Below are 26326 nucleotides of genomic sequence, written 5' to 3'. Positions count from 1 at the left end.
GGATCGGCGCGTCGTCAGGCGTCCTGCACGGTCATCGAGAGGCCGCCGCGCACCCGCAGCGAGAGCATCGGCTCCGCCACCACTGTTCGGCCGGGAATCTTGCGTAGTCGCAGGTCACGGGCCAGGATCGCGGTGACCAGAACGGCCTCCATCATGCCGAGGCTGTTGCCGACGCAGAACCGCTGACCGGCCCCGAACGGGACGTACGCGTAGCGCGGCCGGTCGGTGGGCCGGTCCGGGTCGAAGCGCTCCGGGTCGAACCGCTCCGGGTCGTCCCAGAACGCCGGATGGCGGTGCAGGGTGTACGGGCAGACCAGCACGTCGGCCCCGGCCGGCACCGGGAAGCCGCCGACCACGTCCGGTCCGATCGCCGCCCGGGGCAGCAGCCAGACCGGCGGGTACAGCCGCATGACCTCCTCGATCACCATCGTGGTGTAGCGGAGGCCGTGCAGGGCGTCGGCGGTCACCGGGCCGCTGCCGCCGAGCACCGAGGTCGCCTCGGCGTGCAGCCGTTCCCACACCTGCGGATGCTCGTCCAGCATGTGCAGCGTCCAGCTCAGCGTGCTGGCGGTGGTCTCGTGCCCGGCCAGCAGCAGCGTGACCAGCTCGTCGCGGATCCGGATCCGGCCCACCCTCGGGTCGGCCTCCTTGGCGGCCGAGGCGATGAGCCGGCTGAGCACGTCGTTCTCCGGGTCACCGCCGTCGTCGTGCTCGCGGACGAGCTGGTCGACCACCGACTGGAGGTGGGCCCGCGCCCGGCGGAACCGGCGCTGCTTCGGCAGCGGCACCCAGGTCGGCACCGTGCTCAGCGTGGCCAGCTCGAACATCGCCTGGTCCTGGACCGCCGCGAACGAGGCACCGATGCCGGGGAAGCGGGACAGGTCGGCGTTGAGCAGCGCCCGACCCAGCACCCCCAGCGTCAGCTCGGTCAGCGCGTCGGTCACCTCGACCGGCCGCCCCGCCCGCGCCGCGTCCCGCAGCCGGGCGACCAGCCGGTCCGCCTCCTCCGCGATGGTGCCCGCCTGTTCGGCGACCCGTCGGGCCCGGAAGGCCGGCTGGATCACCTTGCGCTGCTCGTGCCACAGCTCACCCTCACTGGTGAGCAGGCCGTCGCCGAGCGCGCGGCGGGCGTGCACCAGGCCGATGCCCTTGCGGTAGTTGGCGCCGTTGTCGGTCAGCACGTGCTTGACGTGCTTCGGGTGGTTGAAGAAGTAGAGGGTCTTGTGCCCGACGGGCAGCCGGGAGGCGTCGCCGTACCGCCGGGCCGCGTCGGTCATCATGCCGAGCCGGTCGGTGGACATGACCGCGAGCATCCGCAGCAGGGCCCGGCGCGGCGGACCCGCGATGGTCTGCGGCCGGTCGATCGTCGCGGTCATGCCGTCACGTCGCTGGGTGCGGAGCGGAGGTGGTGGAACCGCCCGCGCAGGAAGAGCAGCGCGTCCTCGTCGAGGACGCTGTCCGCCGCGAGCAGCCGGCCGAGGAAGATGGTGTGGTCGCCACCGTCGTAGGTGCGCCACGGCACGCACTCGAAGTGGGCGGCGGCGCCGACGATGAGCGGCGCCCCCGTCTGCGTCCCCGGCAGCCAGTCCACCGACGCGAACTCGTCCACCCCCACCGGCCGGTGCCGGTTGGCGAAGTACCGCGCCACCGGCTCCTGGTCCGCGGCGAGCACCGACACCCCGAACGCCGGGGCGGTCAGCAGGACGCTGTGCATCAGCGCCTCCCGCCCGACGCAGAACAGGACCAGCGGCGGGTCGAGCGACACGGCGGTGAACGAGTTGGCGGTCATCCCGTGCGGGACCTCACCGCCGACCGTCAGCACGGTGACTCCGGTGGCGAAGACACCGAGGATGCTGCGCAGTGCCCGGTGGTCGGCCATGTCGGCGACCGGCGTGCTCTCCACGGTCATCCCTCCTCCCTGCGGCGGCTAGGCCGCGTACGGCGCCAGCGCGCGGGCCAGCGCTTCCGGAACCCGGGTCGGGGCCGTACGGGTGTTGGGTCCGCGCATGCAGGCCACCCGCTGGCTGCCGCGGGCGACCAGCGTCTCGCCGCCGCCCGCGTCCAGCCGCACGTAGTCGAAGCCGAAGTGCACCTGCGTCTGGCCCAGCTCCACGAGCCGCATCCGGATGGACAGGTCGTCGAAGGCGGTGATCTCGGCGAAGAACTCGCAGTCCACCTTGAGCGTGAAGAGCTTCAGGTCGTCCTGCAGGTCGGCCAGCACCTCCGGCGCCCGGTTCTTCAGGAACATCTCCCGGCACCGGCCCTGCCACCGCAGGTAGTTGACGTAGTAGACGTTGCCCACGAGGTTGGTCTCCTCGAACCCCACCGTGTGCAGGTATTCGAAGTACTTGGCGGTCACGAGCGCGCACCTCCGTCGGTCAGGACCGCGAACACCACCGGGTCGGTGAGGTCGCGCAGGTGGGTCACGAAGGTCGCCACCCGGACGCCGCCGGCGGCGAAGACCGCCCAGCCGGGCCGGGTCGACGGCTGGAGGACGAGCGGGGCGTGGGCGGAGGCACCCGACTTCTGCAGGCACTCCCGCGCGGTCCACACCCGGGTGCCGGCCACGTCGTCGTCCTCACCGGTCGCCGAGGCGACCAGCTTCGCCAGGTCGGTGTGCTCCCCCAGCAGGCCCGGCCACGTGCCGGCCGGCCGTGGTTCGGCCACCTCGACGTCGCAGGCGAGGGTCCCGGTGCCGGCCACGACGAGGGTGAGCCCGGCACCGTGCGCCGCGGAGAGCGACCGGCCGCCGTCGATCTCGGGCCGGCCGTCCGGCCGGTACCGCACCGTCACCGGGCCGCCCAGCGCCCGGCCGGCCGCCAGCGCGGTCGCCGCCCGGCGGCGGGCCACCTGGTCGGGGTCGCCGCTGCGGGCCGCCCGCAGCGGGGCGCCGTCCGGCTCGGTCGCCACCGAGACGCCCGCGCCGACCAGGTCGTCGAGGACCCGTTCGAGGTACGGGCCGAGCAGCGCCGGCACCCACGGCCCGCGGCCGTCGAGCTTGCGGACCGCCCGCAGCCGCAGCCCCTCCCACCGTTCCAGGAAGGCGCCGTCGGCGTCGCGCAGCTCCACGTCGTACTCGTAGTCGTCGCCGTCGTGGAACCGTTCCACGGCGCTGTACCGGACGGTCCGCGAGCCGCCCAGCGCCGGACCGGCCGGCACGATGCGGCGGACCCCCGCGGGCAGCAGGGTCGCGTCCGGCACGCAGATCTGGGTGCCGTGCATCAGCGCGTCCCGGGTGCCCGGGTCGCCGAGCAGCAGCTCGCCCGGCAGGTACGTGGCGAACCAGTGCACCGACTCGTCGGTGGCCAGGTCGGCGTCGACGTGCTTGGCCGCCGCCCCGTGGTACGTCCGCAGCCGGTGGAACCGGTCGCCCTGGAAGAGCACCGAGCCGTACAGGTCGTCGGCGGGGTGCAGCTCGACCGGCGGCAGCCCCTCCGGCACCTGGTCGACCAGCCCGGCCGACGGGACGGGCACCCCGTAGCGGAGGGTGGCGGTGAAGTGGTCCGCGGCGAAGAGCGTCTCCGCGCTGCGGATCGCCACGGCCACGGCGTCGTCCGCGACGACGGTGGCGGCGATCCGGATCCGGGTCGACCCGTCCGGCGGCACCACGATCGGGCGGAGGAACTGGGCGTCCTCCACCACCGGGGTCTCCGCACGGCCGGTCACGGCGGCGGCGACCTGGGCCATCGCCTCCATGCCGAAGACCGCCGGGAAGAGCAGGTTGCCGTCCAGCCGGTGGTCGGCCAGATAGAGGTCCGTTCCGGCGCTCAGCTCCACCTCGGTGACCAGCTCGACCCCGGGGTAGCGCAGCAGCGGCTCGCCGACGAACCGCAGCAGCGGCAGCTCCGGCAGGTCGTAGCGGACGGTGTCGATGCCGAGCGTGCGCCCGCTGACCACGACCGTGGCCGGGGCGTCCGGGTCGGCGAGGATCCGGCGCAGCACCGCGAGCCCCTGTTCCGGCGTGACCGGGGTGACGCCCTCCCGTTCGAGGCTCTCCACCACGGAGAGTCGCTCCCCCATGCCGACCCCGGACCAGACCGACCACTCCAGGCAGACCGCCCGGCAGCCGGGGTTCGCCCGACCGAACTCCTCGGTACGGGCGGCGAGCCACTCGTTGGCGGCGGCGTAGTGCGCCTCACCGCGCAGGCCGGCCCGGCCGATGATGCTGCCGAGCGTGACGAGCAGCTTCAGCCCGGACGCCTCGACCGAGTCCAGCACCGCCGCCAGGCCGTCGACCTTGGGGGCGAAGGTGCGGCGCACCACGTCCGGGGTCACGCTGGTCAGCGCGGCCGGCTCGTTGCGTCCCGCGCCGTGCAGGACGGCGGTCACCGGGCCCAGCTCGGCGGTCAGCTCGGTCACCGCCCGGCGTACCTGCGCGGGGTCGGTGACGTCGGCGCGGGCGTACCGGACGGTGAGGCCGCCGGCCGCGAGGCGCTCCAGGTTGGCCGCCAGCTCGGCGTCGGTCGCCGGGTCGGAACGGCCGAGCACCGCGAGGGCGGCGCCGCTGTCGCTGGCGACGGCGAGCGCGCACTCGGCGGTGATGCCCTTGCCGCCGCCGGTGACCAGCAGCACGTCGCTGTCGTCCAGCAGCTGCCGGGGCCGCTCGGCCGCGACCGGCATGGCCCGCAGCACCGGCTGGCGGCGCTGCCCCGCCGCGTCGTAGCCGACCTCGCGGAAGCCGTCGTTCGACGCGACCTCCGCGACCACTCGCGACACGGCGTCCGTGGCGTCGGCCAGCCGCACGACCGTGGTGCGCAGGCCGGGCGACTCCAACTGGGCGGTCTTCACGATGCCCGCCGCGCCCGGCCCGTGCTGCACGAGCACCAGCCGCCCGTTGCCGCCGGTCGCCGCCGCCTGCGCTCCCGCGAGGGCGTACGACAGGTCCGCCTCGGTGCACTCCTTCGGGAGGCAGATCAGCACGCCCGCCCCGAGCTGCTCCTGCCGCAGCGCGGCGGCCAGCTCGCTGGCGTACGGGTGGCCGTCGGCCGCGAAGACCCGCCACTCACCCGCCTCCCGCGGCTCGGTACGCGCCGGCACCGGCGCCTCGTCCTCGTCGATGCGCCAGGCCCGGGCCCACGGCGCGGCCCCGGCGACCGAGGTCTGCCGGGCCGCCAGCTCGACGGCCGAGCTGTCCAGCGAGTCCAGCGCCTCGGCGACCTCCCGGATGGTGGCCACCGCGAAGTTGGTGGGCAGCTGCCCCACCGGGACGTCGAGCTGCTGGGCGGCCTGGTTGACCACCTGGCCGACCGTGATCGAGCTGAGGTGCAGGTCGTCCAGGAGGCGGCTGTCCGGGCCGATCATCTCCAGCGGCAGCTCGGCGCGTTCCGCGGCGAGCCGGCGCAGCAGGTCCTGGGTGCTCTCACCGGTACGGCCCGGCGTCTCCGGCTGCGCCGACGGCGACGGCGACGGCACGGCGACGGGCGTCCGGACCGCCACACCGAGCGCGGGCGCCGCCTCGCACGGGTTGGCCAGGAACCGGTTCTCCCGGTCCAGCCGCAGCGGCCGGACCAGCCGGTCGTCGAAGAGCGTCGCGTCGATCCCGGCGGCGCCCACCACGAAGGCGGCGCCGACCACCCCGAGCAGCCCGGCGATCGACTCGTTGTCGGTGTCCAGCGCGTACGCCGGCACGTCCGCCATCGCCCCGGCCAGGTCGGCCAGCACGTGCCCCGGCCCGACCTCGACCAGCAGGTCGATGTCCTTGGCGGCCAGCGCCACGGCCTGGCTGAACAGCACCGGCTCGGTGATCTGCCGGCGCAGCAGGTCGGCGACGTCGGTGTCGCCGGCCAACGGCTCGGCGGTCACCGTGGAGACGACCCGCCGGTGCACCGGCGCGAAGCGCTCGGCGGCCAGCTCGGCGGCGAAGGCGTCGGCGGCGGGCGCCACCAACGGCGAGTGGAAGGCGTGCGACACCCGCAGCCGGGTCGGGGTGAGCCCACCCGCGGCGGCCAGCCGGCACGCCTCCTCGACGGCCTCCTCGGTGCCGGCGATCACCGTCTGCTCCGGCCCGTTGTAGCCGGCGATGACCACGTCGATCCCGGCGACCAGCCCGGCGACGGCCTCGGCGGAGCCGGCGATGCCGGCCATCGTGCCGGAGCTGCTGTGCCGGGCCATCGTGCGACCCCGCACACCGGCGATCCGCAGCAGCCCGTCCTCGTCCAGCGCGCCCGCCCAGTGCAGGGCGCTGAGCTCGCCCAGGCTGTGCCCGACCGCCACGGCGGCGTCGATCCCGAGCGCGGAGAGCGCCCGCAGGCCGGCGACCGAGCCGGTGACGATCCTCGGCTGGGCCACCTCGGTGGCGACCGCGTCCGCCCCGGCGGCCAGGCCCGACCGCTCGTAGACGGCGGCGGCCTCGGGGAACCGGCGGCGCAGCGCGCCTCCGCTCACCCCGCGGCCGGAGCCCTGACCGGGGAAGAGGAAGCCGATCCGGGCCGGTCCGGTGACGTGGCCGAGCATGTGACCGGGGGCGAAGACGTGGGTCTCCCCGGCGTCCAGGGCCTGCACCAGTCGGTCGAGGCGCTGCACCGCCTGCTCCGGCCGGGCCGCCACCACGGCGGCGCGGTACGGCAGGTTGCGCAGTTCGCCGTGGAGCTGGGCGGCCAGGTCGGCGAGCTGCGCGTACGACAGGTCCCGCACGGTGCCGGTCAGCCCGGCCAGCTTCTCCCGCAGCTCGTCCGGTCCGGCCGCGTCGACGGCCAGCAGCTCGGCGTCCTGGAGCGCGCCGGCGATGGCCCGGTGCCGGCTGTTCATCTGCCGGCGGCGCGGCGTCGGGTTCTCCAGCACCACGTGCACGTTGATGCCGCCGAAGCCCATCGCGGTGACACCGGCGCGCAGCGGCATCTCCGCCGGCCACTCCTCGGCGGTGCGCAGGGCCCGCAGCGGCGAGTCGCCGGCCAGGATCTCGTGCGGGTCGACGCAGCCGATGGCGGGCGGCAGCACGCCGTGGTGCACGGCCATCGTCGCCTTGATCAGCCCCGCCACGCCGGCGGCGGCCTTGGCGTGGCCGATCATGCCCTTGATCGACCCGACGGCGGCGGGCACCGGGGCGGGGCGGGCGGCGGCCCGGGCGGCGGCGAGGGCGGAGAGTTCGGTCTGGTCGCCGACCTTGGTGCCGGTCCCGTGCCCCTCGAAGAGCGCCACGGTGTCGATGCCGAAGCCGCTGCGCTCGTAGGCACGCCGCAGCGCGAGGCGGTAGCCGTCGACCTCGGGACGGGTGATGCCGCCCTTGCCGTCGGACGAGATGCCCCAGCCGGCCACGGTGGCATAGATGCGGTGACCGGCGGCGCGGGCCTCCGGCTCGCGCATCAGCACCAGCATGCCGCAGCCCTCACCGGGCCAGAAGCCGTTGGAGCCGCGGTCGTAGATGCGCATCTCGCCGGTGGCCAGGGCACCGGTCTTGGCGAAGCCGACCATCTCCAGCGGGTCGATGGAGAGGTCGACGCCGCCGGCCACGGCGACGTCCACGTCGCCGTCGAGCAGCGAGCGGCAGGCGGTCGCCACCGAGAGCAGCGACGACGAGCAGGCGCCGTCCACGGTGTAGCCGCCGCCCTTGAGGTCGAAGTAGTTGCAGATCCGGCCGGCGATCGTGTTGGCCAGCGCACCGGCGAGGCTGTCCTCACCGACCGGCGGGAACGGTTCCTTGTACATCGCCTCGAAGCCGCCCAGGAAGGTGGCGAGCCGGTCGTCGTCCCAGCCCTCCTCCTTGAGCGCGGCGGCCATCATCCGCCGCACGTACGGCCACCGCAGGCGCAGCTGCCCGGCGCGGGTGAACTCGCCGGTGAGGCTGTTGCCGACGACGACGCTGGTCCGCTCGCGCGGCAGCCCGTCGGCCATCGGGAACCCGGCGTCGGCGAGGGCGAGGGCGGCCATGTCGAGGGCGAGCCAGTGCGTCAGGTCCGTCGACCGGTACGTGCTGCCGGCCACCTTGTAGGCCACCCGGTCGAACTCGTACCCCTCGATCACGGCGGCGTTGCGCACGTAGAACTTGTCCGGCGTCGCCGGATCGGGGTCGTAGTAGTCGTCCAGCCGCATCCGCTCGTCCGGCAGGCGACGGAAGGCGCGGCGCCCGGCCAGGGCGTTCTCCCACAGCTCTCGCGGTGATGTGGCGTCGGGATACCGACACGACATGCCGATGATCGCGATTCTTGTCATGCGGTCCGGTTCCTCCCCGACTGTGTTCATCGCTGTCAGCCCCCCACCCGCGACGCGAGCCGTCGGGCCACGCGTTCGCGCCAGATCTCGTACGCGGGCCGGTCGCCCCCGTCCTCGTCGCTGCCGGGCAGCTCGTCGTCGGTCACCGCGGAAGCCTCGGTCGAGGAGAGTCCGCAGAGGACTCCCGTGGCGAGGTCGGTGTGCGGCACCACCAGGCCGGCCCGGACCCGGGCACCGGCGGCGAAGGCCGAGCCCTGCGCCAGGTTCGCCCGGTAGGGACCGGCCAGCGCGGCCAGCCGGGTCAGCTCGCCCTCGCCGGTGGCGCCCGCGTACGTGGCGGCCAGGCCGGTGCCGCTCCACATGTCGGCGCGGCGCTCCTCGGCGAAGCCGTTGATCAGACCCGCCACCCGGTCGACGTCGCCGCCGGCCACGAACCACATGGCCCGGCCCACGCCCTGGTCGATGGCGTGGCCGGCGTACCAGTTGTGCGGGCCGGCCGGCCACGGGAACCGCTCGTGCCGCTGCTGGCCGCGCACGTAGCGGTCGGTCTTGAAGTAGGTCTGGTGGAATCCGTAGCCGTCGAGCACCAGCCAGCGCAGCACCGGGTCGGGGGCGTGCAGCGCCGACCAGCGCAGCCGGGGCAGGCGGGCCATCGCCCAGCCGACCCCGACGTACGCCATGTAGACGTGCGGGTCGCCCGGACCGGCGAGGAACCGGGCGACCAGGTTGCCGCCGAACGGGTTGAGCGCGTCCCGCATGGCGTACGCCATCGCCGCGCCCTCGAAGGCGAACCCCCGGAACTGGGTGGTCAGGCCGGCCAGCTCGGGCGTGACGTCGGCGTGCCGGGTGGCGCCGGCGGCGGCCGCGTAGCCGGTCAGGAAACTGCTGCCGACCCGCTCGAAGAGGTCGCGTGCCGATTCGGATTTGACGTGGAAGCCGCGGACGTCAACCTTGGTGGCTGACACGTCGGGAGTCAGCAAAGCGCGCCGCAGATTGCGCCAGGCTTTCATGGAATCCTCCAGCCGAATGGCGATCAAGAATCGCCGGGAGTCATGGAAAAATTGTTGCCAAAAGCACACGCGTCGTCATCTTCGGCATTGCTGGACCCGCAGAGAAACGGCGGGCGGCGCTAGGAAATGGACGCCGCCGGCACATCGAAACGGTCGGCGATCCGACACCGCCACTGCTCGTACGCGGGCACGTCGCCGTCGACCGTGGGGGCGACGGCGACCTCGTCGGCGAAGGCCGAGGCGGCCTGCGGCGACAGCCCGGTCAGCGCGTGCAGCGCGACCGCGGTGTGCGCCGGCTCGTACCCGGAGAGGTCCCGGGCCTTGGCGGCGAAGACCGCCCCCTGGGCCAGCGGCCCCTGGTGGAGGCCGGCGGAGCGGCGCAGCGCCTCGTAGCCGGCCGCGTCGGTGCCGCCGGCGAAGGTGGCGGCCAGCCCGACACCGGCCCACAGGTCGGCCTGCCGGTGGGCGGCGAAGCGCCCGACGGCGGCGGCGACGTCGGTCGGACGGCCACCGTGGATGAACCACAGCGCCCGGCCGATGCCGTGGTCCACGGCGCGCAGGAAGTAGTCCGGGTGCCCGTCGAACGGGTACGGCCTGGGACGCCGCTGCTCGTCCACCCAGCGGCGGGTGTCGAAGTAGGCGAGGTCGAAGCCGTAGCCGTCGACCGCCAGCCAGCTCATCACCGGGTGGTACGGCACGTCGCGCAGGTCGGGGATCACGTTGCGCCACAGCGGACGCGGCAACCGGGCCATGGCGAAGCCGATGCCGATGTAGGTGAGGAAGATGTGCCGGCGGCCGGGCCCTTCGAGCAGGTCCCGGGTGCGGTGGCCGCGACCGGCGGCCATCGCGTCCCGGACGGTGCAGGCCATCGCGGCGCCCTCGTAGGCGAAGCCGCGCATCTCCGGCTCGACCAGCGCCAGGTGCCGTTCCAGCTCCTCCTGGGAGCGCAGCTCGATGCCCCACTCGAAGCCCATCACCACGGACTGGGGGATCTGTTCCAGCCGGCGGGTCGCGGCGGTCGGCGTGCCGCCGAAGCCCCGGGCCTCGAATCCGACGTCGGCGAACGACGGTGCCAGCAGCAGTCGTCGGGCGGTCCCCAGTAGCGCGGGCATGACGGACTCCCTCCGGCTGATACGAGAATCAGCCATTTGCGTGACCGTGCCGGCACAGACTGTGCCAGACGGTGGCGGCTGAGCGGTTATTCAGGCGTGCGCAGGGCTTCCTCAGCGCTGCGCGACCCCGGTGAACCGCACGCCGATGCGGCGCGCGGCCGTGTAGCCGGCCCAGGCGACGAGTTCCACGAGGTCGCGATCGTCCGGCCGCTCCCGCCGGAACGCGGCGACGACCTCGTCGTCCACCTGGTACGACGACAGTGCGGTGAGCAGGGCGAGCCGGCCGGCCGCCCGGTCGCCCGGGGGCAGGGTGTCCACGTCCGGTTCGCACCACCGGCGGCTCAGTCCCATGGGCTGGCCCTGCCAGGCCCCGGTCCGCGCCTCGACCAGCCCACGGACCGACTCCGGCACCGCCCGCTCCCCGAGGCGGTCGAAGATGGCGTACGCCCGGGCGGCCGCACCCGCGATCGCCGGGTCCCCCGCCGCCCAGGCCGCGGCCGGCGGCAGCTCCGCCGCCGGGGCCAGGGCCAGCGACCGGCCGGCCGTGCGCAGGTCGTGCAGGGTGGGGCGGAGCACGACGCTCATGCCCTGCTTGAACCGGCGTCGCCCGCGCGGGCCGAGCCTCGGCGGCACCAGGTAGGGCGCCAGGAAGACGTTCACCATGCGGCACAGGTAGTGGAAGCTCACCAGCACGCCGACGATCTCGGCGCGCCACGGGCCGGCGACCAGCTCCGGCAGCTCGGCGTCGGGGCGGTGCGCGGCCCCGGCGAAGACGACGAGGTCGCGCAGCACCGGGTCGGCGAGCCGGTCGCCGTCCCCCGTGGCGATGGTCTCCGCGTCCCGCTCCCCCACCAGGTCGTAGAGGCCCATGGTGTGCATGTCCACGCAGTACGGGCAGGTGTTGGCGACCGACACGGCCGCCGCCACCGCCTCCTTGACCCGGCGACCGGCCGCGCCGCTGGGCAGCAGCGGTTCGCGCAGCAGCATCCAGTACGCGGCCAGCGCCTCGGGCGACGGGGAGTGCAGCGACGCCGGCGGGATCACCATCCGCATCTCCTCGGCGACCTGCTGGTAGACATCGGCGACCAGCCCCCGCGCGGCGCTCGGCGACACGGGCGAGACGTGCCGCACCTGCCGCTGGGCCACCGAGGACACTGCCCTGCCTGCGATCATTGTTCCTCCCCCCCGAGTAGCTTCAATTTCCGGAGGCTATTCCCGCTCATCAATCCCGAGCAACGGCCGCAGCCCAGGTGCGCACGCCGCGAGAAACGGCCGACCCCAGGCCGGCAAGCAATTACGAAGATGCGCCGCCAGGAGGCCGGGTCGGACGATGGTGCCACTTCGGGAACGGTGTACGCGCCCGTTTCCGCCGCCTTGTCCGACGCATGACGAAACCGGTAAGAGGTGCCCATGTCAGCCCCACCGGACAATTACCAGGAAGCACGGACCATGACGTTGGAGGCTTTCGCCGACACGATCATCCCGGGCGAGAAGCGCCATGCCGGCGACCGCGCCGTGGCCGGTGCCGCCCCCGGCGGTGGTGCGGTGGCGGCGGGCGCCCTGGACCTGCTGCACGACCCGGCCACCGGCGTCGCGCCGTCGCTGGACTCGCTGGTCATCACGCTCAACGACCACGCCCTCCGGTACGCCGGCGACAACGGCCGCCCGCTCGACTCCGCCGTGCCGCCGTTCGTGGCGCTGTCGTTCGAGGACCGGACCGCGCTCGTGCTGGAGCTCACCGCGCCGGAGCACCCGGAGAAGGCGATGTGGGTCGGGCTGGCGCTGTTCAGCAACATGGCGTTCGACAGCGCCGCGCACCTCGACACGCTGGACGCGCTCGCGCAGGGCCACCCCGGCCTGCTGACCATCGGCTACAACCGGCCCGGCTCGGACGGGCTCTGGCGGTTCCCCGCCTTCTCCTACGGGCGGCCGCTGGCCGACCCGCACCCGCGTACGACGTCGACGGGGAGTCCGGAATGACAGCAATCGAACAGGCCGACGTCGTGGTGGTCGGCACCGGTTTCGGCGGCTCCATCGCGGCGTACCACCTGGCGGTGGGGGGCGCCAAGGTGGTCATGCTGGAACGCGGGCCGTGGCTCTCCGCCGACGAGTTCGACCACAACTTCGAGCTCGGCAAGTCGTACACCAGGATCTTCGACTTCGTCATCGGCGACGGCATGAGCGTGCTCGGCGGCAACTGCGTCGGCGGCGGCAGCGTGGTCTACTTCGCGACGATGCCCCGGGCGCCGAAGTTCGTCTTCGAGCGGCACGGTTCGATCGGCCGCCGGATGTGGCCGGCCGCCATCACCCGGGAGAGCCTCGACCCCTGGTACGACCGGGTCTCCGCCGCCCTGCCGATCAAGCAGCAGGGCTGGGACAAGGTGCCGTACTCCGGTGGCCTCTTCGGTGCCGCCTGCCACCACTCCGGCCGGACGGCGAACCCCTCACCCTCGGCGGTCGACCTCGACCTCTGCACCAACTGCAACTGGATGATGGCGGGCTGCAAGTTCGACGCCAAGCGCTCGATGCTGCTCAACTACCTGCCGGGCGCCCTGGAGCACCAGACCGAGATCCGGCCGCTGCACGAGGTGCAGCACCTGACCCGCAACGACGACGGCGGCTACCGGGTGCACTACCGGATCGTCGACGACGAGGACTACCGGATCCTGCACGACGCCGGTGCCATCGACGCCAAGATCGTGGTGCTCGCCGCCGGCACCGCCGCGACCCCGGTCATCCTCCAGCGCTCCGAGGCGACCCTCGGCAAGATGCCGCACGCCGTCGGCCGGTACTTCTCCGGCAACGGCGAGCGGCTCAACACCGCGGTCTTCGACGAGGACCGGGTCCGCGAGGTCCTCGGCCTGAGCCGGGAGGACGGCCAGGCGTTCGCCGCGAACCAGATCGGCCGCGGTCCGACCGTCGCCTGCTGGGACAAGCTCGACGGCGACCTGCCGGAGTACGAGCGCTACTCGCTGGAGCAGCTCTACTTCCCGCCGGGCCTCGGGACGATCCTCGCGCAGGTGCCGGACGCCACCGGCCCGACCTGGTTCGGCCCGCAGAAGAAGGAGATGCTCCGGCGCTGGCAGTCGTGGCTGACCGTCTTCACCATGTCGGAGGACGACAACGAGGGCGTCTTCGGGCCGCCCCCGGAGACCGGCAACGCGGTACGGCTGTCCCAGCAGATGCTCGGCACCGGCCCGTTGAGCTACGACCCCACGCCGAACACCCGGCGCGGCTGGGCGCTCTCCGACGCCGACGTGCGGCAGATCCTGGAGCGAGACGGGCTGGCCAAGGTACGGCCGTGGACCAACGACCTGGTCGGGGCGTACACCGTGCATCCGCTGGCGTCGTGCCGGATCGGCGACGACCCGGCGACCAGCGCGCTCGACGACACCCACGAGCTGCGCGGGCACCCCGGCATCTTCGTCACCGACGGCTCGGCGGTGCCCGGCGCGTTGACCGTCAACCCGGCGCTCACCATCGCGGCGCTGGCCGAACGCGCCATGCCCGGCATCGTCAAGGCGGCCGCCGACCGGGGTGTCCGGGTGACCTACCGCGGCACCCTGCCGGAGGGCGTCCCGTCCACCACGCGTCAGCCCGTGGCCCGGTGACCGGCGGGCGACGGCGGTGACCACGATGTCCAGCCTGTTCGCCCGGGTGACCCGCGGGATCACCCTGGCGCAGATCCGGCACGTGACGCCGGTGCGGCACCGGGCGGCCACCGGCACGGTGGCCGCCGTGTACTCCCGGATGGAGGACGAGTTCGGGATGCTCGCACCGCCGGTGGCGCTGCACGCCGCCGAGCCCACCCTGCTGGCTGCGGCGTGGTTGCTGGTGCGGGAGACCCTGCTGGTGGCGGGCGAGCCGCCGCGGCCGGACCGGGAGGTGGTCGCCGCGGCGGTGTCGGCGGCGAACCGGTGCCCGTACTGCGTGGAGATCCACGGCGCGGCGCTGCGCGGGCTGATCCGGCACCCCGACGCGGCGGCGGTGGCCGCCGGTCGGATCGACGGGATCGCCGATCCGTGGCGCGCCGCGCTGGCCCGGTGGGCGTCCGGGCTCGACGACGGCGCGCCGCGGTGCCCGGCCGCACTGCGCCCGGGGCTGATCGGGGTGGCGCTCACCTTCCATTACCTGAACCGGATGGTGAACGTCTTCCTGCCGGAGACGCCGCTGCCGCCGGCGCCCCGCGTCGCCCTGCCCCGGATCCGGGCCGTCACCTCCTCGGTGCTGGGCCGGTTCGCCCGCCGGGCGCCGGCGCCGGGCGCGGTCCTGCACCTGCTGCCCGCCGCGCCGGTGCCGGCCGACCTGGGCTGGGCCGGTGACTCGGTGCTCGGCTCCGCGCTGGCCCGGGCCGGCGCCGCGATCGACCGGGCCGGGGCGGACGTGCTCTCCGCGCCGGTCCGGGAGCTGGTCCGCGACCAGGCGTACGCGCCGGACCCCCGCCTGCTCGCGCTCGGCGCCGGGCCGGCGCTGGAGGCGGCGCTCGGCGGGGTGCCGGCGGCGGAACGGGCGGCGGCCCGGCTGGCGCTGCTGGTGAGCGTCTCGTCGTGGCGGGTCGGCGACGAGGTCGTGGCGGCGGTGCGACGCGACGGCGCGGCGGACCGGGACCTCCTGGCGATCGCGGCGTGGGCCGCGTTCACGGCGGCGCGGGCGCAGGGCGCCCGGCTGGCCGCCAGCCTTCCCGTGGCCACGGCGGGCGAGCGTCCGTAGCCCTCGGCCGCGTACCCGGCCCGGGCGGTGGCGTGGGGCGACCACGACGCCGCCCGGGCCGGACCGACAGCACTCAGAGAGATGACCCGGCGCATCGGCCGAAGCGATCGTGAGGACGGACCGCTTCGCGTGCCGACGGGTTCGCCGCGACGCTCGCACACGATGGGAGTACGGTATGCAACCCTCCTCCGTTCCGGCCGCCTTCGCCGCGCAGGTGGCGCGTGATCCGGACGCGGTCGCCCTCTCCGCCGGGGACGTGACCCTCCGGTACGCCGACCTCGACCGCCGCTCCGCCGCGCTGGCCCGGCGGCTCACCGCCCTGGGTGCGGGCCCCGAGGTGCCGGTCGCGATCCTGATGGAACGCTCGGTGGACCTGGTGGTCGCCACGCTCGCGGTGGCCCGGACCGGCGCCTACTACGTGCCGCTGCACACCTCCTACCCGGCGGCCCGGTTGCAGCGGATCGTGGACCAGCTCGGCGGCCCGGTGCTGCTGGCGGACGCCACGACCAGCGCGCGGGGCCTGCCCGAGCGCTGCCGCACCCTGCTCGTGCCCACCGAGGACACCGACGCCGGGGCCGAGGCCGAGGTCGCCGCCGCGCCGGCGGTGGGCCCGGAGAACCTCGCGTACGTCATGTTCACCTCCGGCTCCACCGGTGAGCCCAAGGGCGTCGCCATCACCCACGGCGACGCGCTGAGCCTGATCCGCCAGCCCACCTGGGACTCCGAGGTGTACGACCGGTCGCTGCTGATCGCGCCCTTCGCGTTCGGCATGTCGACGTTCGAGATCTGGGTCCCCCTGCTGCACGGCCGCCGGATCGTCCTCTTCCCGCCCGGCGAGATCACCGCCGGTGTGCTGGGCGACGTGCTGGCCCGGGAGGGCGTCACGGTGGCGCACCTGACCGCCGGCCTCTTCCGGGTCGTCGCCCAGGAGGCCCCGGAGCTGCTGGCCCCGCTGCGCGAGGTGATGACCGGCGGCGACGTGATCTCCGGCGCGGCCGTCGCCCGGGTGCTGGCGGCGAACCCGCACCTCGTCGTGCGGGCCATGTACGGCGCGACCGAGACGACCCTCTTCACCACCCAGTCGCCGATCACCGCGCCGTACCGGGCGGACGGCACCGTGCCGGTGGGGCGCGCGCTGCACGGCAAGCGGGTCCACCTGCTCGACGAGCGGCTGCGCCCGGCCGACGAGGGCGAGGTCTACGTGGGCGGTCAGGGCATCGCCCGCGGCTATCTCGGCCGCCCCGGGCAGACCGCGGAGCGGTTCGTCGCGGACCCGTTCGGCGAGCCGGGCTCCCGGATGTACCGGACCGGCGACCTCGGCCGGTGGACCACCGACGGCGCGCTGGAGCTGCTGGGCCGCGCCGACGACCAGGTGAAGATCCGTGGCTTCCGGGTGGAGCCGGCCGAGGTGGAGGCCGTGCTCGCGGCGCATCCCGCGGTCGTCGACGCCGCGGTGGTGGCCCGGGCCCTCGACGACCGGGACGACAAGCGGCTGCTCGCGTACGTGGTCACGAAGCCCGGCCTGCGGACCGACGAGCTGCGCGGGTACGCGGCCACGGCCCTGCCGGGCTACATGGTCCCGGAGGCGTTCGTGGTGCTGGACGAGCTGCCGCTGACCCCCAACGGCAAGCTCGACCGGGCCGCCCTGCCGGAGCCCGGCGCGGCGAGGTCGCAGGAGGCGGCGCCGGTGCTCAGCCCGCTGGAGGAGATGACCTCGGCGGCCTTCGCCGAGGCGCTCGGTCAGCCGACGGTCGGCCTGGACGACGACTTCTTCGAACTCTCCGGCCAGTCCCTGCAGGCGATCCGGATCATCATCCGGATCGAGCAGGCCACCGGCATCCGCCTGCCCATCGAGACGCTCTACGACAACCCCACGCCGGCCCTGCTGGCCGGGCAGATCGCGCTCGAACAGACCCGTGGCGCGGCCGCTGGTGCCGTCGCCACCTCATAGAACACGATGCCGGGAGGAACCGTGCAGGAGAACAAATGTCCCTTCGCACTCGACACCTTGGGCCGCGACCTCCACGGCGAAGCGGCCAGGCTGCGCGCCGAGGGTCCGGTGCAGGTGGAGCTGCCGGGCCGGGTGAGGGCCTGGTCGCTCAACAGCTACGAGTCGATCAAGCAGGTGCTGTCCGACCCGCGGGTCACCAAAAACGCGCGCAACCACTGGCCGGCGTTCATCAACGGTGAGATCGCGCCGGACTGGGAGATGATCAGCTGGATCGCGATGGACAACATGGTCACCGCGTACGGCAAGAACCACGTGCGGCTGCGGCGGCTGGTCGGCAAGGCGTTCAGCCCCCGGCGTACGGAGAGCCTCCGGCCGCGGGTGATCGAGTTGACCGACGAGCTGCTCGACGGCATGGCCACCGCCGGGCCGGGCGAGATCGTCGACCTGCGGGAGAAGTTCGCCTATCCGCTGCCGGCCCGGCTGGTCGCCGACCTGATCGGCATGTCGGAGACCGCCCGGGCGCGTACCGCCAAGGTGATCGACATGATGGTCGACACGACGGTCACCCCGGAGCAGGCCCAGGCGGTGCTGGCCGGCTGGCGCTCGGCGATGCTGGAGCTGATCGAGGAGAAGCGCCGCAACCCGGGCGAGGACATCACCAGCGACCTGATCGCGGCCCGCGACGAGGACGGCTCGGCGCTCAGCGAGCAGGAGCTGACCGACACCATCTTCGCCATCCTCGGCGCCGGCTCGGAGACCACCATCAACTTCCTGGACAACGCGGTCACCGCGCTGCTGACCCACCCCGAGCAGCTCGACCTGGTGCTCTCGGGCCAGCGCTCCTGGGACGACGTGACGGACGAGGTGCTGCGCACCGAGTCCCCGCTCGCCCACCTGCCCCTGCGGTACGCGGTGGAGGACGTCGAGGTCGACGGCGTGGTGATCCCGAAGGGTGACCCGATCCTCGTCAACTACAGCGCGGTCGGGCGGGACCCGGCCCTGCACGGGTCGGACGCGGACGTCTTCGACATCTCCCGCCCGGACAAGGAGCACCTCTCCTTCGGGCACGGCCCGCACTACTGCCTGGGTGCGGGGGTGGCCCGGCTGATCGCCGAGACCGGCCTGTCGCGTCTCTTCGCGCGCTTCCCCGACCTGTCCCTGGGGGTCCCGCCGGAGGAGCTCCAGCCGCTGCCGACGTTCATCATGAACGGCCACCGGACCCTGCCGGTCCGGCTGACCAAGGTGCCGGCGGCCGTCTGAGACGACCCGGGCCGGTACGCGAAATCGGCGGTGCGCATCAGCGCACCGCCGTTCTCGTGTGCGGTCAGGCGGCCTGCGGCCGGGGCGTGCCGTGCTTGAGCACCCGGTAGATCATGTCCGGGCTCATCAGCGCGGTGGGCGGGTCGACCAGGCCGGCCACCCGCATGAACGTCCGGGTCACCTCGCCGTCCCGGGTCGCCGCGGACTGGAGCAGCGACATGTAGGAGTTCATCATCTGCAGCTCCGGCGGCCGGGGGCCGGGCACCTCGGCGAAGTCCAGGTCGGCGCCGGCCGAGATCTGCCACGGCACGTCGATCACGGCGGAGATGTCCTTGAAGAACACCAGCGGCTCCGGCACGCCGCTCTCCAGGTGCGTACGCAGCGCCAGCGCCTCCAGCGCGGCGACCGTCATGCCCTGGCCGTAGACCGGGTTGAAGCTGCACATCGCGTCGCCGACCACCAGCAGCCGCTCGGGGAAGCGCTCCAGCAGGTCGTAGCGGCGGCGGACGCTGGCCGGGTACTTGAACGACACCGGGTCGTCCAGCGGCTCGGCGTCGTGGATGACGTCGTAGACGTCGGAGACCGGCAGGGTGCGGGTCCACTCCATGAAGGACTCGTCGTCCGGGGCGGCCGCGTCGCCGAGCACGCCGGTCAGCGAGACGATGCACCGGCCGTGACCGACCCGGGAGAAGAACGCCCCGCGGGGCTGGGCCGGGGTGGAGACCGGGTTGATCGACAGGTCCCCGTCAAGGATGCTCTCGTCCCGCAGCCGGAAGTGCCGGGTGGTGTAGGTCAGGTCGATCGGGACCTTCTCGGTCTCGGGCCGCTGGTAGCCGAGCTCCTCCAGCCAGACCGGCGTCCGGGAGCCGCGCCCGGTGGCGTCGACGACCAGCCCGGCCTCGATGACCTCCTCGGTGCCGTCGCCGGCGTGCTCGCTCACCCGGACGCCGGTGATCCGTGCCGCGTCCGGGGTGGCGACCAGCCCCACCACGTCGGTGCTCTCCACGAAGCGCACGTTGGGCAGCGCGGCGACCCGGGCCCGGACCATCCCCTCCAGCACCGGCCGGTCCGTCGAGACGCAGATCAGCCCGGTGGTGCCTTTGCGCAGCCGTTGGCCGTTGAAGAACCAGCGCAGCTCGCCGAGGTCGCCGGTGGGCACCCCGGCGGCGATCGCGTCGTCGGTGAAGCCGGGGAACAACTCCTCCAGCACCTGCTGGCCGCGGGCCAGCAGGCCGTGCACGTGCCGTCCCTGAGGGACGCCGCGGCGCGCGGTGGTGACGCCGACGATCTTGTCGCGATCGACGACGACCACCTCGGCGTACGCGTCCGCCAGGACCCGCGCGGCCAGCAGCCCGGCCATACTCCCGCCCAGTACGACGACGCGGTCCTCCGGAAGAACCTCCATCGCGGTTCCCTCCTGTTTCCCTATCGTGGGGTCAGACAGCTCAACCTCGACCGTCTCATCGGTGCCCATCGAGGACCATCTCCGCGATTGCGCTCCGCCGGCGGTGGCCTGGCCCGGGCCGAGCGCCGGCGGGACGGGTCGGCATTTCGGAAGATGAGCGCCGTCATGGCGCGTGCGAGCCTGTGCGCGGCGGCGGTGACGCCCCGCCGGACAGCCACGAGCGAAGGAGAACCTCCGATGGATGTCACCCAGCTTCCCTCGCGTACCGAGTTGGTGGAACGTGCGTCGGCGATCGGGCCGACGCTGAGGGCGAACATCGCGTGGGGCGAGCAGAACCGCCGCCTGCACGAGGAGACGGTGGAGGCGCTGACCGAGGCCGGCGTCTTCCGGCTGATGCTGCCGGCCCGCTACGGCGGCTACGAGGCCGGCACCCGGACCGCCGTGGAGGTGCTGGGCCAGGTCGCCGAGGGCGACCCGTCGGCCGCCTGGATCGGCGGGGTCAACGCGATCACCACCTTCATGACGTCGCTCCTGCCGGACGAGGTGCAGGACGAGGTCTTCGGCAACGGCGACGCCCGGCTCTGCGGCACGCTCAGCCCCACCGGCATGTGCATGCCGGTCGAGGGCGGCATGATGCTCAGCGGCAAGTGGGGGTTCATCAGCGGCGCCCAGCACGCCACCTGGCAGGTGATCGTGGCGGTCGCGCCGGCCCCGAGCCCGCCCGGCGAGTTCTGGCCGATCATGACCGTGGTGCCGATGAGCGAGCTGCAGATCATCGACGACTGGGAGACCTCCGGGCTGCGCGGCACCGGCAGCGTCAGCACGGCGGCGGAGAACGTCTTCGTGCCCGCGCAGCGGATCCTGCCGCTGCCGCTGGTCCTCGCCGAGCAGTACGCCTCCGCCACGAACGCCGCCTCCCCGGTCTACCGCACGCCGCTGCTGCCGACCGCCTCGGCGCTGTCGGTCGGTCCGGTGTGGGGCCTGGCCCGGGCGGCGAAGCGGGAGTTCCTCGACCGGCTCCCCGGCCGGAAGATCACCTACACGGCGTACGACAACCAGCACGACGCGCCGATCACCCACCTCCAGGTCGCCGAGGGTTCCCTGCTGATCGACGAGGTCGGGTTCCACGCCCGGTCGGTCGCCGACCTGGTGGACGGCAAGGGCGCCGACGGCTCGGCCTGGACGCCCGAGGAGCGGGCCCGGGCGCGGGCCGGGATGGGCCGGGCGGTCCGGCTGGCGAAGTCCGCCGTGGACGTCTTCGGCACGGCCAGCGGCGGCTCGTCCATCTACACCTCGGTGCCGATCCAGCGGCTGGTCCGCGACATCCACGCCGTGAACCTGCACGGCCTGATGCACCCCGACACCAACGACGAGCTGTACGGCCGCATTCTCTGCGGGCTGGCCCCCAATACGTTGTACTTCTAGCCGGTGGCCGGCGCCGCGAATCCGCGGCGCCGGCTTTTTCCGGCCCGGAGCGCCGACAAACCGGCGAAAACCGTGCCGTCCATGAAAAGCGGACTTTTTATAACCATAGGATTCGACGTCATTGAATTGTCGCGGCGTGGGTATTGCATGAAGATCCTAAGAGTTGCATCTTGGACTGGTGCGGCTTCGGCCGCTCGAGCCCGGACCTCAGCGAGGGAGCTTGATGCGGATCTCGGACCTGAGCCGACAGACTGGCATGTCCACAGCCACGATCAAGTTCTATATCAGAGAAGGACTTCTACCCCCCGGTAGACTCACCGCGCGCAACCAGGCAGTTTACTCGGAATGCCATTTGCGCCGACTGCAGCTCATCCGGGCGCTGACCACGGTCGGCGGGCTCGGCCTCGCCTCCGTACGCACCCTGCTCGAGGCGATCGCCGACGACGACCTGCCCCTCGCCGAGCTGTACGCGATCGTCAACCGCACCATCTGCGCCCACGACCCGGTGATCGACGAGATCGTCGCCGAGGAGCCCGTACGCGAGGACGTCGACCGCTTCTTCGAGACGCTCGGCTGGGACCCGGACTCACCGGCCCGCCAGCACATCGTGGCGATGATGGGCACCCTGCGGAGCCTCGGCGGCGCCGACGGGATGGATTTCTTCCTGCCGCACGCGCGGGCCGCCGCCGAGCTCGCCGAGCAGGAGATGGACCTGCTGCCCTCGGACGGGATGAAGACCGACCGGGCGGCGGCCGTGCTGCGGGCGGTGCTCTTCGGCGAGGTGCTCAGCTCGCTGCGCCGGCTGGCCCAGGAGCATCAGGCGGCACAGCGCTTCCGGGCCGCCTGAGGACCCTGGGAGACGACGATCGGGCGGGCCCGCGACGCGGACCCGCCCGATGCGTGCTCCGTTCTACTTCGGGTCGCGCGGGCCGTTCTGGTAGACGGCGAGCTTCCAGCCGTCACCCCGTCGGACGAGGATCCAGGAGGCCCGGATGGCGTCGCTGTCGGCCAGCTCATCGGCGCCGGCCCGGATGACACCCCCCTCGGTGATGAGGGCGACCGCGTCGCCGGAGAGGGGCTTGATCTCCAGCGGCGTACCGGTCACCCGGGTGCCCTGGTAGTGCCCGGCGAAGGCGGCGGCCATGAAGGCCCTGATCTCGTCCCGGCCCTTGCGGTAGAGGCCGGGGAGGATCATCGTGCCGTCCTCGACGAAGAGGTCGGCGAAGCCGTCGGCGTCGTGCGCCGCCCAGGTCTCGATCATGCGCGCCGGCACGGCGGCGACCGCCGCCTGGTCCTGGCCGGAGATGGGGCTCTGCACGGAGGAACTCGTGGTCATGGTTGCACCTTCCGAACGGGATGACGCCGGACCACCGGTCACGGCTTGGGCGGATCGAAGAGGCTCGGGAACTTCGCGGTCAGCGCCAGGTCGCCCCTGGTGCGCAACCGACCCCGGACGACCAGCGCCACCGCGTGCGCGTTGGCGGTGACCAGCTGCAGGTAGGAGACCGCGCCGAGGGTGAGGGTGAGGTCGGGGCGGCCGGTGGGGGCCGGCGAGACGACGCACCGGCCGTCGGCGATCACCATCTCGTAGTGGTCGGCGCCCCCGTCGACGCGGTCGCCGACGTGCCAGTGGATGACCGCCTTCAGGTTGCCCGCGCGGTCGGCCCGGAACACGTCGGGCATGCTGTGGAACAACCGGTCCAGCAGGGCGGTACGCCCGTCCCCCTGAACCAGCCGACCCAGCTCCGCGGCGGAGGCGCCGGCGACGTAGCGGCCGAACGCCAGGAGGTCCATCGTGCTCGGATCACTGTGGTCCATCGTCGGCTCCTCCGGTGGCGGCGATGCGGCGGAGGTGCGACGACGTCGTCGCACCCGTCCGTCGATCGTCGCCACCGTGGCGCCGTCGCTCCACTCCGAGAGTGCGCGGCTGTGGCGGTCCGGCGCCGGTCAGGCCGCCGTGACGGTCGACCGCTCCGCGGCCGCGACCCGGGCGAGCGCCTCCTTGCGCGCGTCCGTCAGCGCGAGCAGCACCGGCGGGTCGAGCGCCTGTGCGGGTTCCAGGGCGACCTCCACCTGGAGCACGTCGTCGTGGGTGACGGTGAACGGCCCGTAGGTGGCGACACTGACCTCGTCCCGGCCGCCGGCCGCGTCCCACACCGGACGCGGATCCGCGGTCACCGCCTGCGCCAGGACCCACCAGGTGCCGGGCGGCACCGCCGTGAAGTCGTAGACGGCCGGCAGCTCCAGCGCGGCGCACCGCACCGGCCGGCCCTCGGGGATGCGGTCCTGGAAGAGGCCGATGAAGACCATCGTCGACCGGGACACCGACCCACCGGTGATCTTCCCGAAGATCCGCGCGCCCCGGCCGGAGTCGCGCCGGGCGCTCTTGGCCGGGCTCAGCCGGTCGGTGTACCCGCGCCCCCGCCGGTACGCCGTCGGCGACATGCCGACGCTGCGGCTGAACCGGTAGCTGAACGTGCCCACGCTGCTGTAGCCCACCCGCAGGCTGATGTCCGCGACGTTGAGCGTGGTCGAGACGAGCAGATCCTTGGCCCGCTGCAGCCGCAGTGCGGACAGGAAACGGCCCGGGGAAACCCCCGTCGCACGATGGAAGACGCGGGAGAAGTGGAATTTACTGAACAACGCCGCTCGCGCCATATCGTCGACCGTGATGGGTTCCGACAGATTCTCCTCCATTGCAGCAATAGCACGATGGACCGCTCGACTCGTGGATTCGTCCATGATTGCACTCCCCCAGGACAGAACGGACAGCGAAGGGATTTACGCTACGGCTCTATTACCGTTTCGTGAATTGTCGGGGACACCTCATCCGTTCACGGAGAGTGACCCCCTGATCTCCCTGCGTGGAAGGCTACCCGGACGGACTCGGCACCCGCAATACCTTTCAAAGCCGTTCGTGAATGGCTCTCGGCCCGCTCGGCAACGAAAGTAGAAATAGTTACTATCCAATTCCGACCGGCGACTTAATCAGGCATATCCCGCTTTTTTCAGCTAAGCCAAGCCGTCCGGCGGGGGCTGCGCCGTCACTGTCCGCACGGCGTACCCGCGAAGTTCGGGAGGTTTCTGCCGTAGCTGTCGGTCTGGCGGTGCCCCACTCGTCGGTTGTACGACAGCCCGGTACCCACCCACGGACGCCGCGGGTCGGCACCGGACACCGACGGAACTTCGCTGGAGACGACGTGGATCGCGTGAGTGGTTGGGCACGCCTGGTTTGTGGGCGGGCCACGAAGTGGGTCGTCCTCGCGGCCTGGCTGATCTTGGTGGTCCTGGCCGGACCGCTGGCCGGCAAGGTCGGCGACATTCAGAAGAACGAGTCGGAGCAGTGGCTGCCCGACCGGTCGGAGGCCGCCAAGGTCCTCGACGAGATGCCGACCTTCCAGGGCCAGAAGGCCGCCCCGGCCATCGTGGTCTACGAGCGGACGAGCGGCATCACCCCCGCCGACCAGGAACGGGCGGCGGCCGACGCCCAGCGGCTCGGCGGGGTCGAGGGCCTCGCCGGGCCGGTGTCGCCACCCGTACCGGCCAAGGACGGCAAGGCGTTGCAGGTCATCGTCCCGCTCAGCATGGCGGGCGACGGGTGGAGCCAGAGCGCCACCCGGGTCGACGCCATCCGGGACGTGGTCGGCAAGGGCGGCGACCAGCTCACCGTGGTCGTCGCCGGCCCCGCCGCGATCTTCGCCGACCAGGCCGACGCCTTCGACGGCATCGACGCCACCCTGACGATCGCCACGGTCGCCGTGGTGGTGGTCATCCTGTTGTTCACCTATCGCAGCCCGTTCCTCTGGCTGCTCCCGGTGGTCTCGGCCGGTCTCGCCCTGATGAGTTCGCAGGCGGTGATCTACCTGCTCGCGAAGCACGCCGGTCTGACCGTCTCCGGCCAGGGCGCGGGCATCCTCACCGTGCTGGTCTTCGGCGCCGCCACCGACTACGCGCTGCTGCTGATCGCCCGGTACCGCGAGGAGCTGACCCGGCACGAGGACCGGCACGTCGCCATGTCGGTCGCCCTCCGGCAGGCCGGCCCGGCCATCGTCGCCAGCGCCGGCACTGTCGCGATCGGCCTGCTCTGCCTCGTCGTCGCGCAGATGAGCTCGACGCGCGGCCTCGGCCCGGTGGTCGCCATCGGCATCACGGTCGGCCTGATCGCGATGATGACGCTGCTACCGGCGCTGCTGGTGATCTTCGGACGGTGGCTGTTCTGGCCGGTACGCCCCAAGGCGGGCGTCGTCCCCGACCACTCCCGCGGCCTCTGGGCCCGGATCGCCGACGCCGTCGCCCGCCGGCCCCGCCCCGCGTGGATCGCCATCGCGCTGGTGCTGGCCGTCCTCACCCTCGGCGTGGTGCAGCTCGACGCGCACGGCTTCGCCGCCGAGAACGCATTCGTGAAGAAGCCGGCCGGCGTCACCGCCCAGGAGACCCTGGCCCGTCACTTCGAGGCCGGCCAGGGCCAGCCGGTCGTGGTCATCGGCAACGCCTCGGCGGCCCCGCAGCTCACCGCGGCGTTCCAGGGCACCGACGGCATCGCCCAGGTCGGCGAGCCGCAGCTCCACGGCGACCGGGTGATGCTCCAGGGCACCCTGAAGAGTCAGCCGGACAGCGACGCGGCGACCGACACGGTGAAACGGGTCCGCGACGCGGTGCACGCCGTGCCCGGCGCGGACGCGATCACCGGCGGCAACACCGCGACGGCTCTCGACGTCAGCGAGGCGAGCGCGCGGGACAACCGACTGATCATCCCGCTGGTCCTGCTGGTCGTGCTGATCATCCTGGGCCTGCTGCTGCGGGCCGTGGTGGCGCCGGTCATGCTCATCGCCACGGTGGTGCTCTCCTTCGGCGCGGCCCTCGGGGTGAGCACCCTGGTGTTCCGGCACGTCTTCGGCTTCACCGCCGCGGACACCTCGTTCCCGCTCTTCGTGTTCGTCTTCCTCGTCGCCCTCGGCGTGGACTACAACATCTTCCTGATGACCCGGGTCCGCGAGGAGGCGGCCGGCCACGATCCGACCGAGAGCGTCAAACGGGCACTCACCAGCACCGGCGGCGTCATCACCTCCGCCGGTCTGGTGCTCGCCGGCACCTTCGCCGCGCTCGCCACCCTGCCGTTGGTCTTCTTCGCCGAACTCGGCTTCGCGGTCGCCCTGGGCGTCCTGCTCGACACGATGGTCGTCCGCTCGGTGCTCGTACCGGCGCTGAGCATCGACCTGGGGCGCCGGCTGTGGTGGCCGGCGGCACCGGCCCGCACGGCTGAAGAAGACATGCCGGTGCCAGCGGGTCGAAGCTGACAGAGGCG

19 protein-coding genes are annotated in these 26326 nt (G+C 73.0%); 8 read left to right on the top strand and 11 right to left on the bottom strand.

Going from position 1 to position 26326, the window contains the following annotated elements:
* Positions 1–14: 14 nt before the first annotated feature.
* The 7 genes from ABUL08_RS28500 to ABUL08_RS28470 all read right to left on the bottom strand — a co-directional run bounded on the left by ABUL08_RS28500 (position 15) and on the right by ABUL08_RS28470 (position 11443).
* Positions 15–1376 (bottom strand): cytochrome P450, encoded by a 1362-nt coding sequence (locus tag ABUL08_RS28500; protein ID WP_350933122.1) that lies wholly within the window; start codon positions 1374–1376, stop codon positions 15–17.
* Positions 1373–1909 carry a flavin reductase family protein gene (locus ABUL08_RS28495; RefSeq protein ID WP_350933121.1) on the bottom strand — a complete coding sequence of 179 codons (537 nt, stop codon included), beginning with the start codon at positions 1907–1909 and terminating at the stop codon, positions 1373–1375. Before ABUL08_RS28495 ends, ABUL08_RS28500 begins: the two co-directional genes overlap by 4 nt.
* Before the next feature lie 18 nt (positions 1910–1927).
* Complete coding sequence (locus tag ABUL08_RS28490) at positions 1928–2359, bottom strand: acyl-CoA thioesterase (protein WP_350933120.1); 432 nt, start codon at positions 2357–2359, stop codon at positions 1928–1930.
* Positions 2356–8148, bottom strand: a complete 5793-nt coding sequence (locus ABUL08_RS28485) for a type I polyketide synthase (RefSeq protein WP_350933118.1) — start codon at positions 8146–8148, stop codon at positions 2356–2358. The genes ABUL08_RS28490 and ABUL08_RS28485 overlap by 4 nt, the downstream gene beginning before the upstream one ends.
* A gap of 35 nt (positions 8149–8183) precedes the next feature.
* On the bottom strand, positions 8184–9158 hold the full coding sequence (locus tag ABUL08_RS28480; protein WP_350933117.1) for a DUF1702 family protein: 975 nt from the start codon (positions 9156–9158) through the stop codon (positions 8184–8186).
* Positions 9159–9277: 119 nt separating this feature from the next.
* On the bottom strand, positions 9278–10270 hold the full coding sequence (locus ABUL08_RS28475) for a DUF1702 family protein (RefSeq protein WP_350933116.1): 993 nt from the start codon (positions 10268–10270) through the stop codon (positions 9278–9280).
* A 111-nt stretch (positions 10271–10381) separates the two neighbouring features.
* Positions 10382–11443 (bottom strand): carboxymuconolactone decarboxylase family protein, encoded by a 1062-nt coding sequence (locus tag ABUL08_RS28470; protein ID WP_350933115.1) that lies wholly within the window; start codon positions 11441–11443, stop codon positions 10382–10384.
* 237 nt (positions 11444–11680) lie between these two features.
* On the opposite strand from ABUL08_RS28470, the gene ABUL08_RS28465 reads away from it, so the two are divergent.
* From ABUL08_RS28465 to ABUL08_RS28445, 5 genes are all read left to right on the top strand, one after another.
* A complete protein-coding gene (locus tag ABUL08_RS28465; protein ID WP_377521815.1) occupies positions 11681–12250 on the top strand; it encodes a DUF5987 family protein in 570 nt (189 codons plus the stop codon).
* Positions 12247–13881: a GMC family oxidoreductase N-terminal domain-containing protein gene (locus ABUL08_RS28460; protein ID WP_350933113.1), complete on the top strand. Its 1635-nt coding sequence runs from the start codon at positions 12247–12249 to the stop codon at positions 13879–13881. Before ABUL08_RS28465 ends, ABUL08_RS28460 begins: the two co-directional genes overlap by 4 nt.
* 25 nt (positions 13882–13906) lie before the next feature.
* Positions 13907–14980, top strand: a complete 1074-nt coding sequence (locus ABUL08_RS28455) for a carboxymuconolactone decarboxylase family protein (protein WP_350933112.1) — start codon at positions 13907–13909, stop codon at positions 14978–14980.
* Positions 14981–15155: 175 nt separating this feature from the next.
* Positions 15156–16931, top strand: a complete 1776-nt coding sequence (locus ABUL08_RS28450) for a non-ribosomal peptide synthetase (RefSeq protein ID WP_350933111.1) — start codon at positions 15156–15158, stop codon at positions 16929–16931.
* 21 nt (positions 16932–16952) lie between these two features.
* On the top strand, positions 16953–18191 hold the full coding sequence (locus tag ABUL08_RS28445) for a cytochrome P450 family protein (protein ID WP_350933109.1): 1239 nt from the start codon (positions 16953–16955) through the stop codon (positions 18189–18191).
* A 64-nt stretch (positions 18192–18255) separates the two neighbouring features.
* On the opposite strand, the gene ABUL08_RS28440 is transcribed toward ABUL08_RS28445, so the two are convergent.
* Positions 18256–19596 (bottom strand): FAD-dependent oxidoreductase, encoded by a 1341-nt coding sequence (locus ABUL08_RS28440; RefSeq protein ID WP_350933108.1) that lies wholly within the window; start codon positions 19594–19596, stop codon positions 18256–18258.
* Positions 19597–19833: 237 nt separating this feature from the next.
* Here ABUL08_RS28440 and ABUL08_RS28435 point away from each other — a divergent pair, with 237 nt between their 5' ends.
* Positions 19834–21021, top strand: a complete 1188-nt coding sequence (locus tag ABUL08_RS28435) for an acyl-CoA dehydrogenase family protein (RefSeq protein WP_350933107.1) — start codon at positions 19834–19836, stop codon at positions 21019–21021.
* 223 nt (positions 21022–21244) lie between these two features.
* Positions 21245–21868, top strand: coding sequence for a MerR family transcriptional regulator (locus ABUL08_RS28430; RefSeq protein ID WP_350933106.1), 624 nt, complete (start codon positions 21245–21247; stop codon positions 21866–21868).
* Positions 21869–21931: 63 nt separating this feature from the next.
* On the opposite strand, the gene ABUL08_RS28425 is transcribed toward ABUL08_RS28430, so the two are convergent.
* From ABUL08_RS28425 to ABUL08_RS28415, 3 genes are all read right to left on the bottom strand, one after another.
* Entirely contained in the window at positions 21932–22357 is a 426-nt protein-coding gene (locus ABUL08_RS28425; protein WP_350933105.1) for an SgcJ/EcaC family oxidoreductase, read from the bottom strand.
* 38 nt (positions 22358–22395) lie between these two features.
* Complete coding sequence (locus ABUL08_RS28420) at positions 22396–22839, bottom strand: SCP2 sterol-binding domain-containing protein (protein ID WP_350933104.1); 444 nt, start codon at positions 22837–22839, stop codon at positions 22396–22398.
* 129 nt (positions 22840–22968) lie between these two features.
* Positions 22969–23763, bottom strand: a complete 795-nt coding sequence (locus ABUL08_RS28415; protein ID WP_350933103.1) for an AraC family transcriptional regulator — start codon at positions 23761–23763, stop codon at positions 22969–22971.
* Between the two features lie 539 nt (positions 23764–24302).
* Between ABUL08_RS28415 and ABUL08_RS28410 the strand changes: the two genes are divergently transcribed.
* Complete coding sequence (locus ABUL08_RS28410) at positions 24303–26318, top strand: MMPL family transporter (protein WP_350933102.1); 2016 nt, start codon at positions 24303–24305, stop codon at positions 26316–26318.
* Positions 26319–26326: the final 8 nt, after the last annotated feature.

The sequence above is a fragment of the Micromonospora sp. CCTCC AA 2012012 genome (assembly GCF_040499845.1).
Taxonomy (GTDB): domain Bacteria; phylum Actinomycetota; class Actinomycetes; order Mycobacteriales; family Micromonosporaceae; genus Micromonospora; species Micromonospora mangrovi.
Note: the sequence above shows the minus strand (reverse complement) of the source record. Positions and strands in the feature narration are given on the sequence as shown.

What these genes read in the sequence shown, in the direction of transcription:
- ABUL08_RS28420 (WP_350933104.1), bottom strand. Translation starts at nt 22,839, where the DNA reads ATGGACCACAGTGATCCGAGCACGATGGACCTCCTGGCGTTCGGCCGC.
- ABUL08_RS28470 (WP_350933115.1), bottom strand. Translation starts at nt 11,443, where the DNA reads ATGATCGCAGGCAGGGCAGTGTCCTCGGTGGCCCAGCGGCAGGTGCGG.
- ABUL08_RS28450 (WP_350933111.1), top strand. Translation starts at nt 15,156, where the DNA reads ATGCAACCCTCCTCCGTTCCGGCCGCCTTCGCCGCGCAGGTGGCGCGT.
- ABUL08_RS28455 (WP_350933112.1), top strand. Translation starts at nt 13,907, where the DNA reads ATGTCCAGCCTGTTCGCCCGGGTGACCCGCGGGATCACCCTGGCGCAG.
- ABUL08_RS28500 (WP_350933122.1), bottom strand. Translation starts at nt 1,376, where the DNA reads ATGACCGCGACGATCGACCGGCCGCAGACCATCGCGGGTCCGCCGCGC.
- ABUL08_RS28480 (WP_350933117.1), bottom strand. Translation starts at nt 9,158, where the DNA reads ATGAAAGCCTGGCGCAATCTGCGGCGCGCTTTGCTGACTCCCGACGTG.
- ABUL08_RS28460 (WP_350933113.1), top strand. Translation starts at nt 12,247, where the DNA reads ATGACAGCAATCGAACAGGCCGACGTCGTGGTGGTCGGCACCGGTTTC.
- ABUL08_RS28485 (WP_350933118.1), bottom strand. Translation starts at nt 8,148, where the DNA reads ATGACAAGAATCGCGATCATCGGCATGTCGTGTCGGTATCCCGACGCC.
- ABUL08_RS28425 (WP_350933105.1), bottom strand. Translation starts at nt 22,357, where the DNA reads ATGACCACGAGTTCCTCCGTGCAGAGCCCCATCTCCGGCCAGGACCAG.
- ABUL08_RS28430 (WP_350933106.1), top strand. Translation starts at nt 21,245, where the DNA reads ATGCGGATCTCGGACCTGAGCCGACAGACTGGCATGTCCACAGCCACG.
- ABUL08_RS28435 (WP_350933107.1), top strand. Translation starts at nt 19,834, where the DNA reads ATGGATGTCACCCAGCTTCCCTCGCGTACCGAGTTGGTGGAACGTGCG.
- ABUL08_RS28475 (WP_350933116.1), bottom strand. Translation starts at nt 10,270, where the DNA reads ATGCCCGCGCTACTGGGGACCGCCCGACGACTGCTGCTGGCACCGTCG.
- ABUL08_RS28465 (WP_377521815.1), top strand. Translation starts at nt 11,681, where the DNA reads ATGTCAGCCCCACCGGACAATTACCAGGAAGCACGGACCATGACGTTG.
- ABUL08_RS28495 (WP_350933121.1), bottom strand. Translation starts at nt 1,909, where the DNA reads ATGACCGTGGAGAGCACGCCGGTCGCCGACATGGCCGACCACCGGGCA.
- ABUL08_RS28415 (WP_350933103.1), bottom strand. Translation starts at nt 23,763, where the DNA reads ATGGACGAATCCACGAGTCGAGCGGTCCATCGTGCTATTGCTGCAATG.
- ABUL08_RS28440 (WP_350933108.1), bottom strand. Translation starts at nt 19,596, where the DNA reads ATGGAGGTTCTTCCGGAGGACCGCGTCGTCGTACTGGGCGGGAGTATG.